General features: G+C 69.6%; 11 protein-coding genes. 6 read left to right on the plus strand and 5 right to left on the minus strand.

Features of this window, described 5'->3' with window-relative positions; translation table 11 throughout:
* Window positions 1–78 precede the first annotated feature (78 nt).
* The 3 genes from Q0R63_RS04355 to Q0R63_RS04365 form a co-directional block, all read right to left on the minus strand.
* Entirely contained in the window at window positions 79–303 is a 225-nt protein-coding gene (locus Q0R63_RS04355; protein WP_295694543.1) for a hypothetical protein, read from the minus strand.
* Window positions 304–392: 89 nt separating this feature from the next.
* The gene (locus Q0R63_RS04360; RefSeq protein WP_295694546.1) at window positions 393–1259 is read right to left on the minus strand and encodes a hypothetical protein; all 867 of its coding nucleotides are present in this window, start codon (window positions 1257–1259) and stop codon (window positions 393–395) included.
* Window positions 1260–1406: 147 nt separating this feature from the next.
* Window positions 1407–1853 (minus strand): hypothetical protein, encoded by a 447-nt coding sequence (locus Q0R63_RS04365; RefSeq protein WP_295694549.1) that lies wholly within the window; start codon window positions 1851–1853, stop codon window positions 1407–1409.
* A gap of 226 nt (window positions 1854–2079) precedes the next feature.
* Between Q0R63_RS04365 and Q0R63_RS04370 the strand changes: the two genes are divergently transcribed.
* Together Q0R63_RS04370 and Q0R63_RS04375 are read left to right on the plus strand one after the other, a co-directional pair.
* Window positions 2080–2970 carry a universal stress protein gene (locus tag Q0R63_RS04370; RefSeq protein ID WP_295694552.1) on the plus strand — a complete coding sequence of 297 codons (891 nt, stop codon included), beginning with the start codon at window positions 2080–2082 and terminating at the stop codon, window positions 2968–2970.
* The gene (locus Q0R63_RS04375; RefSeq protein WP_295694555.1) at window positions 2967–3233 is read left to right on the plus strand and encodes a hypothetical protein; all 267 of its coding nucleotides are present in this window, start codon (window positions 2967–2969) and stop codon (window positions 3231–3233) included. The genes Q0R63_RS04370 and Q0R63_RS04375 overlap by 4 nt, the downstream gene beginning before the upstream one ends.
* Window positions 3234–3253: 20 nt before the next feature.
* Here Q0R63_RS04375 and Q0R63_RS04380 read toward each other — a convergent pair whose 3' ends face one another.
* A complete protein-coding gene (locus Q0R63_RS04380; RefSeq protein WP_295694558.1) occupies window positions 3254–3622 on the minus strand; it encodes a sigma factor in 369 nt (122 codons plus the stop codon).
* Window positions 3623–3971: 349 nt separating this feature from the next.
* On the opposite strand from Q0R63_RS04380, the gene Q0R63_RS04385 reads away from it, so the two are divergent.
* The 3 genes from Q0R63_RS04385 to Q0R63_RS04395 all read left to right on the plus strand — a co-directional run bounded on the left by Q0R63_RS04385 (window position 3972) and on the right by Q0R63_RS04395 (window position 6030).
* Entirely contained in the window at window positions 3972–4103 is a 132-nt protein-coding gene (locus Q0R63_RS04385; protein ID WP_295694561.1) for a hypothetical protein, read from the plus strand.
* Between the two features lie 130 nt (window positions 4104–4233).
* A complete protein-coding gene (locus tag Q0R63_RS04390) occupies window positions 4234–5244 on the plus strand; it encodes an acetamidase/formamidase family protein (RefSeq protein WP_295694564.1) in 1011 nt (336 codons plus the stop codon).
* Window positions 5245–5271: 27 nt separating this feature from the next.
* On the plus strand, window positions 5272–6030 hold the full coding sequence (locus Q0R63_RS04395; protein WP_295694568.1) for an SDR family NAD(P)-dependent oxidoreductase: 759 nt from the start codon (window positions 5272–5274) through the stop codon (window positions 6028–6030).
* 358 nt (window positions 6031–6388) lie between these two features.
* Here Q0R63_RS04395 and Q0R63_RS04400 read toward each other — a convergent pair whose 3' ends face one another.
* Window positions 6389–7057, minus strand: a complete 669-nt coding sequence (locus Q0R63_RS04400) for a Pr6Pr family membrane protein (protein WP_295694569.1) — start codon at window positions 7055–7057, stop codon at window positions 6389–6391.
* 381 nt (window positions 7058–7438) lie between these two features.
* On the opposite strand from Q0R63_RS04400, the gene treS reads away from it, so the two are divergent.
* A complete protein-coding gene (gene treS, locus Q0R63_RS04405) occupies window positions 7439–9667 on the plus strand; it encodes a maltose alpha-D-glucosyltransferase (protein WP_295694573.1) in 2229 nt (742 codons plus the stop codon).
* Window positions 9668–9700 lie beyond the last annotated feature (33 nt).

The raw sequence follows: 9700 nt of genomic DNA on the forward strand, positions 1-9700 counted from the left end.
CTGCGTCAAGGGGGTTGACGCACGTTATAGCGGGCGTCAACCCCGATGACGCAGCGTCAACCCCCCCCGGCCGCGGCCCTACTTCGTGCGGTTCTCCAGCTCGACGAGCACGCCGGCGAGGGCGAAGTACTTGTTGGAACCGAGGTCGCGGATCGTCGTGATGCCCATGTTGTCCTTGAGCGCGGCGTCGTCAGCCTCCGTGAGACCGGCCAACGCGGACGGCGGAGCGGCGAGGATCTCGGCCAGCGACTTCTCCTCCCAGGCCTTGTCGAGTCCCTTGGAGAGGTCGATCTGGACAGCCATGGTGTACCTCCGTGGTCGTGCCCCGCCCGACGCCGGTGCTCCCGGCCCATCGTGCTGCCTCCGGGCTCCGAGAGCAACAGCCGGATTCGCTAGGACTGGCTGTGGGCTGGAACGACGGCGGCGTCACCGAGGAGATGGTCGGGGCCGTCGCCGCCCCACAGCTCCGCGGTCTGGACGCCCCAGAAGACGGCGAACTCGACGATGAGGAGCACCTCCGCGACGATGACCGCGTGCCCGAACCCGCTGAGCGCGAGGTGGACGAGGATGACGCCGACGAGGGTGAGGGTCATGGTCCAGGCGATGACGATGTATGCCGCCCTGAAGCGCGGGTTGCTGGAGCGCAACGGCACGGTGCGGGCGTTGGCGATCACGACACCGATGATCCCGAGGAAGAGGGCAACCGCCGAGATGCTGTGGGCGCTGGCCTGGAACTGGTCGGGCCGGACGAAGAAGGCCACGACCCCGAGGGTGACGAGGAACCAGCCGATCACGGTCGCCACCCGCGCCCAGAAGCTGGGCGGCTCCATGGTGTTCGAGCGGTCGACGACGATCCGGGTGGCCTCCGCAACCACCGAGGTGATGAGGACCGCGAGGACGGTGTTGCGGGTGCCCGACATGACGTCGTAGTCCACGGGCAGCCCCGGGCCGCAGACGGTTTCGCGGGCCGTCGGGCTCATCGCGACGATGAAGGCGAAGAACCCCGCGAACTTGAGGATGACGTCCTCGGTGTCGGAGTGGCCCTTGTAGACGATGAGGCTGACGCCGATCGCGCAGAGTGTCGCGACGAAGGCGCTGTGGGCCGCGGTGAAGTAGTAGGCGCTGATCGAGGTCTGCCAGCAGTCGGCCCGCGACCGTTGGATGAGGACGGCGGTGAGCAGCATGACCACGCTGATGATCGGCGCGATCCGCAAGTAGCGGTAGGAGATCCGGATCCGGGTTTCCTGGTCGACAGCCATCTGAGGTGCCACCTTTCGACGTCGTGAGGACGCTCCGCCCGGCGTCAAGTATCCACGGGGAGAGCCGCGCCCGGGCCGAGGAGATACCTCGGACCGGACGCGGCTCCCGTCTTGCCTGTTGCCGGCTGCTGCCGGTCTCGACCAGCCTCAGCTGCAGATCACGTCGGCCGCGAACGGCAGGTTGGCCGGCGCGCCCGTCGAGTCGAATGTCGTGACGAACAGCCCGTTGTTGGTGCCAGAGCGGCCGGTGATGGTGATCATCCCGGCACCGGTGGACCCGGAGAAGGAGCCGAGGCCCACGGTGCCGACCCAGCTGCACGCCGTGATGTTGCGGTTGAAGCGGACGTCGTAGGTGCCGGTGCTGAGCGTGGTCGTCGAGGCGACGGCCTTGCCCCGGAGCGTCGTGCCGTCGGCGTTGACGACGGCGAAGACGCGCTGGGGGACGGTGGCGGACGGCGATGCCGCGATGAAGGACGTCTTGCCCGGGACGTTCTTGGCGGCGCTGGTGTCGGCGGAGGCGGTCGTGGCGAGGAGGCCACCCGTGAGGGCGGCGGCTGCGGCGAGGGTCACTCCGATGGTGATGGACTTCTTCATCTATGGCTCCTGGTTCGTGGGTGATGCCCTGCCTGGGTTAAGACCCGGCGACCGCCATCCTGATACACAGCGGACGTCCAGGTTCGCGGAATGGCCAAATGGGAGCGCGCGATCCTTGGTCACCGAGCGAAGGCGGGCCGAAGGTCCCTGCCGCAGCACGGCATACCGGTGCAGGGTCGAGGCATCGGTCGAGTCGGATCGAGGAGCGCCGGACGAAGGACACGAGATGAAGAACCACACAGCACCCATGGGAGCGATCGTGGTGGGGGTCGCCGAACCGACGAGCGGGGCAGCCCTGCGCTGGGCCGCTGAGCAGGCGGCGCACACCTCGCGGCCGCTGCACGTGGTGCACGTGATCGAGGGCCTGACGCACGCCCCCGTCGATCTCGAGGACCACGTCGACCACGCGACCGAGGGCACGATCGGGCAGGTGCTCGAGACCTACCCGGGGCTGCGGGTGACGGCCGCGACAGACACCGGTAGCGCCGCGGCCGCTCTGGTCGCCGCATCCCACACCGCCGAGATGGTCGTCGTCGGGGCTCCGGCCCACGGGGTGGTCACGTCGGTCGTCCTCGGGTCGGTCTCCCTCCAGGTCGCCACGCACGGCGCCTGCCCGGTGGTCGTCGTGCACGACCGACCTGCCGCAGCCGACGCTCCCGAGGGGCGTGTCGTGGTCGGTCTCGACGCGAGCGAGCGCTCCGAGCAGGCACTGGAGTTCGGCTTCGAGCAGGCGAGCCGACGGGGGATCGGGCTGACCGCCGTGGCCTGCTGGTCCTGGGAGGACAGCGGCGGAAACGTGCCCGGGCCGATGGAGGTCGGCCTGTGGGAGAACGCCGAGGTCCAGGACCGTCGCCTCGTCTCGGAGCTGCTGGCCGGCTGGCACGAGAAGTATCCGGACGTCTCCGTCCAGCGGCGGCTCGTGCCGGGCCGGACCGTCCCGACCCTCCTCAAGGAGTCGGAGGGGGCGGCGCTCCTCGTGGTCGGTAGCAGGGGCCGCGGCGGTTTCGCGGGGCTGCTCCTGGGCTCGGTGAGCCAACGCATCCTCGAACGTGCGACCTGTCCCGTGGCCATCGTGCCCTCGCCGGAAGTCGTTGCAGAAGAACGGATCTCGCGATGATGATGGGGTGGGGTGGAGATTCGACCTGGCTGTCCGTCGTCGGAGTCGTCGTGGGGCTGGCGATGCTGGCAGCCGCGGTGTGGCTCATCCAGACGATGTTCCGGCAGCCGCGGGTGGAACCCCATGGGCCCGAATCCCCTGAGTCGCACGACTCCCCCGGCTCGCACGACTCACCGGAGTCGCGCGCCGCTCGCGGCGAGATGGACGAGGACCAGCTGCGGCGCGAGCAGCACGACGCGGGACGTCGCGGGACGTCGCGGTAGCGGCTCCAGTCGCTGAGCCCTCAGCCTGTCGCCCGATCGGCCGCGTCGGTCGCGTCGGTCGCGTCGGCCGCGCCGGTTCGCGACCGGACCCTCTCCACGGCGCGGCGATGGGCGACGCCGCTCATCCAGGCCGCGGCGTCGGTCTCGTGCGGGTCGAAGTCGGACGACCGTCGCCAGATCTCGACGAACGTCTCCCGCGCGACCTCTTCGGCCTCGTCCGGGTCGACGACGATGCGCAGCACCAGGCCGTAGATCCGGGACGAGATGGCGTCATAGACCATCGAGAAGGCATGCTCGTGACCGGTGGAGGAGAGGCACAGCAACGCACCCAGGCGCGCGGGCACGGGGCCCGGCTCCAGGTGGGTCGGAATACTCCAGGTCATCGTCATGGCGAGCGGAACCCTTCACGGCACGAGCCAGTCGGCCCTGCTACCAGAAGGCCGTCACTGGGAAAGGTAGCCCGCGATTCATCCAGCTTTGGTAAGTTTGTACATCTCCTGACCAAGTCGGGTCCAAACCGGAACCTCCCCACGTATGCCGCGTCGTCTGCGTCGCGGCCCCGTCAGTTCCCCACGGGGCCCAACAGGGCAATTCTGTGTCTGGAGGCAACCGCGCGCCCGGGGACCCGCTTCACCTACGGCATCCACACCGACTGGCTCGGCGAGGTCGTCGAGTCGGTGACGGGCAAGGGCCTCGACGTCGTCGTCGTCGTCAAGGAGGGCATCACCGCCCCCCGGCATGAACGACACGATGTATGCCGGTCCGGGCTGGAAGTGGGGCCACGGCCTGCTGCTCGACACCGCCGACATCCCGGGCCACCGCAAGGCCGGCACCGGCTCGTGGGCCGGCCTGGTCTACGCATCACTCTGATCTCGGCAGAGCGGGCCTCGAAGCATTCGGTGGATTGCGGCATTCCGGCGACGACGGAGGAATGGTTTCGCGGAACATGTCCACCGGTCGGTGCTGCACGGCGACCCGCCACGTGGGGTAGTTTCCGGTGATGGACGTCATCGACTACGTGCCGAGCCGTGACCAGTACGCGTACACCTTCGGGGGCGCGGCCCCGGTGATGCGCATCAAGCCGGGGGCCGTCCTGCGGCTCTGGTCCGACGACGCGTTCGGGGGCGCGCTCCGGACAGTGGACGACCTCTCCAGCGCCAAGGTCGACCTGCGGTTCGTCAACCCGCAGACCGGCCCGTTCTACGTCGAGGGTGCCGAGCCCGGCGACACCCTCGCGCTCCACCTGGTCGCTCTGGAGCCGGCGCGCGACTGGGGGGTGTCGGCGGCGATCCCGTTCTTCGGCGGGATGACCGGCACCGACCGCACGGTCACCCTCCAGGAGCCGCTGCCGGACACCACCTGGATCTACGAACTGGACCGGGACCGCAGGACCGTCGCGTTCGCCGCGCGGCACAGCGACCACCGGATCGAGCTGCCCCTCGAGCCGATGCTCGGCACGGTGGGTGTCGCGCCGGCCGGCGGTGAGGTCCGATCTGCCCTCGTACCAGAACGATTCGGCGGCAACATGGACACCCCGGAGATGCGTGCCGGCTCGACGGTCTTCCTCGGGGTCAACGTCGAGGGCGCCCTGTTCTCCGTCGGCGACGGGCACTACCGCCAGGGCGAGGGCGAGGCGTGCGGCACCGCCGTCGAGGGCGCCATGACCACCACCCTCATCGTCGAGCTCATCAAGGGCGGCGCCCCCGGCTGGCCGCGGATCGAGAGCGACAGCCACTGGATGGCCATCGGTTCCAGCCGCCCGATGGAGGACTCCTGGCGGATCGGCAACGCCGAGCTCGTGCACTGGGTCGGCCAGCTGTGCGGCCTCCACCCGATGGACGCCTACCAGCTGTGCTCGCAGATCGCGCAGGCGCCGATCGCCAACGTCGTCGACGCGAACTACAGCGTCGTGGTCAAGGCGGCCAAGGACCTCCTGCCAGCTGCGGACGCGTTCGGCGGCATACACGCCCAGCTCCGTGCGCGGGCCCGCTCCCTCGCTCCGACCCCGTAGTCCACCCACCGCGAAAGGCTCTGCCTGATGGACCTCAAACTCACCGGTATGCGTGTGCTCGTCACCGGCGGCACGCGCGGCATCGGCCGCGCGGTCGTCGAAGCCTTCCTGGCCGAGGGCGCGCACGTCGCCTTCTGCGCCCGCAACCCGAACGAGGTCGCGGCGGCGCTGCAGGCCCTGAGCGAGCGGGGCGCCGTGAGCGGTGCGACCGTCGACGTCGGCGACGCGGAGGCGCTGGCGGCGTGGGTGGAGACGTCGGCCGACGCGTTCGGCGGACTCGACGTGGTCGTGGCCAACGTCAGCGCCCTCGCCATCCCCGACACCGAGGAGAACTGGCAGGCCAGTCTCAACGTCGACCTCATGCACACCGTCCGCCTCGTCCGCGCAGCCATGCCTCACCTCGAGCGCAGCGAGGCCGCGTCGATCATTGCGATCTCCAGCGTGTCCGGACGCGAGTCGGACTTCGCCTCGGGCCCCTACGGCACCGCGAAGACCGCCATCATCGGCTACGTCCACGGGCTCGCGATGCAGCTGGCCGGCAAGGGAATTCGCGCCAACACGGTCTCCCCGGGCAACACCTACTTCGAGGGTGGGGTCTGGAGCAGCATCGAGACCGGGGACCCCGACCTGTTCAGGACGGCGATGGAGCTGAACCCGTCCGGCCAGATGGGCACCCCCGAGGAGGTCGCCGCACCCGTGGTCTTCCTGGCCAGCCCGCTGGCCCGCCGGGTCAGTGGCACCAACCTCGTCGTGGACGGCGCGTTGACCCGCGGCATCCAGCTGTAGGACCGACGGACCTCAGGGGACGATGGTGAACTGACTCGTCCGCGAGCCGTCGCCGATGCCCACCCCAAGGACCACCCGGTCAAAGGTTAGAGGATTCACCCCCTGGCTCCTATGGAGCTTGCCAGCTACCGAGTATCGGATCTGCACCCTCACGGGTAGGGGTTGGCGTGGTCGTCTACCGTGCGCGCGTCGCAGATGGTGAGCTCGCGGGCCTGTTGCGGACTCGAACGTCGCGGTACCAGTCGCTCAGGGCCTCCGGATCGTGGGCACGGATGGAGTAGCCGCCGGTTCCGAGCACGCGTTCCATGCCGTCACGCTGCCAGACCCCGTCCGCGCACCACGGGCCGACACCCAGCCGTCAGGCGCGCTGCGTCGCCCGGTCGTCCTGCCGGGCACCGGGGAGCCGGCCGTCCGCATACAGGGCCAGCCCCGCGAGCGCGAGGAAGAGGATGGCGACGCCGGCGCTGTTGACCAGCGCGCGGCCGAGGCCGATCGTGGTGACGTTGAGGAAGGGGTAGGGGTACCAGCTGACGAGCGGCCCGAGGCCGAGCGTCGCGACGAGCCAGACGACCGGCCAGATGAGGGTCGGCAGGATGTCGGCCCGACGGACGAAGCCGCGCGGCCCGAAGACCAGCCACCCGACGAGCGACAGCAGCGGGACGACGATATGGAGCAGCCGGTCGCACAGCAGGTTGGCGGTGGTGTAGTTCGGCGACGGCGGGAGGGCGACCGCCGCGACGACGCCGGTCACGGTGATCCCGATGATGGACGCGAGCCGCACGACACGGAAGACCTGCGACTCGGTGCGACCCCGGACGATGAAGACCATCGAGACCGCGACGAGGAAGTTGGACTGGATCGTGAAGTAGGAGAGGAACCGGCGCACCGCCTCCCCGCGGTTGGCGGCGGCGGACGCGTCGATGACGTTCTGCCCCGCGAGGATGAGGATGAGCTGGAGCACCAGGGCGACCACGGCGACGACCAGCGTCACGATGTGCCAGTAGCGCCCGACCGTCGCCTTTGTCATGGGATCAGCGTATGCCGGATGGCCGGTTTCCGGAGGGCTCCGGAAAGCGGTCAGAGATGTCGGAGATCGCCGATGGCGGGACCTTGGTCCCTGTTTCTCAACCGCGGCCCTCCTAGCATCATCCGTGGGGAGCTGCCGACGTGAAATTCGGGCGTGGAAACACGGCGTCGGCACCTCGTGGGGCGTTTCTTCGGGTGGGGTATTTCACCGGAGAAACGCCTCGACCCGCGTGTGGCGCCGGGAGGCGGGCGTGGGCGGCCAGCGGCGTGCGTGGCGCGGGTAGGTGTGGGCGCAGCGGGGTGGAGATGACATGCTTGCGCCCGACCGAGAACCCGTCGTCCGGCAGCAGCATCCGCGCATCCCCCCGAAGGAGACTCCCCCATGAGTGGTCAGCCGGACGACGCCGTCGAGGCCTCGGACCTCCCCGGTAGCCCGGAACCCGAGGCGGTCAACTTCGACCACCAGTTCTATCCCGCGCGGCCCTCGCGGCTGCGCCCCCGCGGGCGGCTGCGGGTCTTCCCCTGGCAGCGCCGCGACCGGGGCAACGGACCGGCGTCGGGTGACAACCCGGCATACGTCGAGTGGCTCACCGAGGAGTCCATGCTCGCGGACGCGAAGACCTTTGCCAAGCAGTTCACCGGCCAGGGGAGCATGTGGCAGAACCCGTATGCCGACCCCGACCCCCGCGCGGCGATCGAGAAGGCGGCGGTCTGGTTCACGGCCTATCCCATCTCGATGATCACCAAGTCGGGGTCGTCCTTCCTCGGGACCCTCGGTGACCCGGATCTCTGGGATGCCTTCCAGCGCATCGGGATCACGGCCGTGCACACCGGCCCGGTGAAGAAAGCCGGCGGCATCAGCGGCTGGGACACCACCCCGAGCGTCGACGGCCACTTCGACCGGATCAGTACGCAGTTCGACGAGGAGTTCGGCACCGAGGCCGAGTTCCGGGCGGTGTGCGACGTCGCCACCGAGCACCACGGCACCGTGATCGACGACATCGTGCCGGGGCACACCGGCAAGGGTCCTGACTTCCGGCTCGCGGAGATGAAGGTCGGCGACTACCCCGGGATCTACCACATGGTCGAGATCCCGGAGAACGACTGGCACCTGCTGCCACGGGTGCACCGCGGCCACGACTCGGCGAACCTCGACCGGGAGACGGAGGACCGGCTGGCCAAGGCGGGCTACATCGTCGGCGAGCTGCAGCGCGTCATCTTCTACGAGCCGGGCCTGAAGGACACCAACTGGTCGGCGACCGCGCCGGTCCTCGGTCCGGACGGCGTGGAGCACCGCTGGGTCTATCTCCACTACTTCAAGGACGGCCAGCCGTCGCTCAACTGGCTCGACCCCACCTTCGCCGCGATGCGGCTCGTCATCGGCGACGCGCTGCACTCGCTCAGCGACCTCGGCAGCGGGGCCCTGCGCCTCGACGCCAACGGGTTCCTCGGCGTGGAGAAGAGCGCCGAGGGCGGTCCGGCCTGGTCGGAGGGGCACCCCCTGTCGGAGGCCGCGAACCAGCTCATCGCGAGCATGGTCCGCAAGGTCGGCGGGTTCACCTTCCAGGAGCTAAACCTCACCATCGACGACATCAAGGACACGCAGGAGCGCGGCGCGGACCTGTCCTACGACTTCGTCAACCGCCCGGCATACCACCACGCCCTCGCGACCGGCGACACCGAGTTCCTCCGGCTGACGATGAACGCCGCCCGCGCCGCCGGCGTCGACACCGTCTCGCTGGTCCACGCGCTGCAGAACCACGACGAGATGACCTACGAGCTCGTCCACTTCGCGACGCTGCACTCCGGCGACACCTTCACCTTCCGGCGTCGGGAGATCACCGGCGGCGACCTCGCCCTCCTCATCCGCGGCGAGCTCACCGAGCGCCTCACCGGGGACGCCGCCCCCTACAACGCCGTCTTCACCCAGAACGGGATCGCCTCGACGACGGCCACCATCATCGCCGCGACGCTCGGCTTCGACGACCTCACCGCCCTCACGCCGCGCGACATCGAGTCGATCAAGCGGGCCCACCTCCTGCTGGCGATGTACAACGCCTGGCAGCCGGGCGTCTTCGCGCTCTCCGGGTGGGACCTCGTCGGCGCGCTCACCCTCGAGCGGGACGAGGTACGTGACCTCATCCGCGACGGTGACACGCGGTGGATCCACCGGGGGGCCTACGACCTCATGGACTACCAGCCGACCGCGACGCAGTCGACGTCGAAGATGCCCCGCGGCACCGCGCTCTACGGCTCGCTCCCGGCGCAGCTCGCCGACCGCACCTCGTTCGCCTCGCGACTGCGGGCGATCCTCGACGTGCGCGCCCGTTACGGCATCGCGACCGCCGTCCAGCTCGACGTGCCTGCCGTGTCCCACAAGTCGATGCTGGTGATGATCCACCGGATCGAGGACAGCGAGCAGGTCACCGTCCTGAACTTCTCGGGCGAGCCCGTCTCCGGCACGATCCTCTCGCCCCACCTGGTCCCGGGGAGTGCGGTGACCGATCTGCTCACCGGCACCCTCACCGGTGAGGTCGACGACCTGCACTGCCTCCACATCGAGCTCGGGCCGTATGACGGTCGGGCGCTGCTGCTGCGGCATACGACCTGAGGCAAGGCCGTGCCCCCGACCGGAGTCGGGGGC

The sequence above is a fragment of the Lapillicoccus sp. genome (assembly GCF_025353065.1).
Lineage (GTDB): Bacteria > Actinomycetota > Actinomycetes > Actinomycetales > Dermatophilaceae > Lapillicoccus.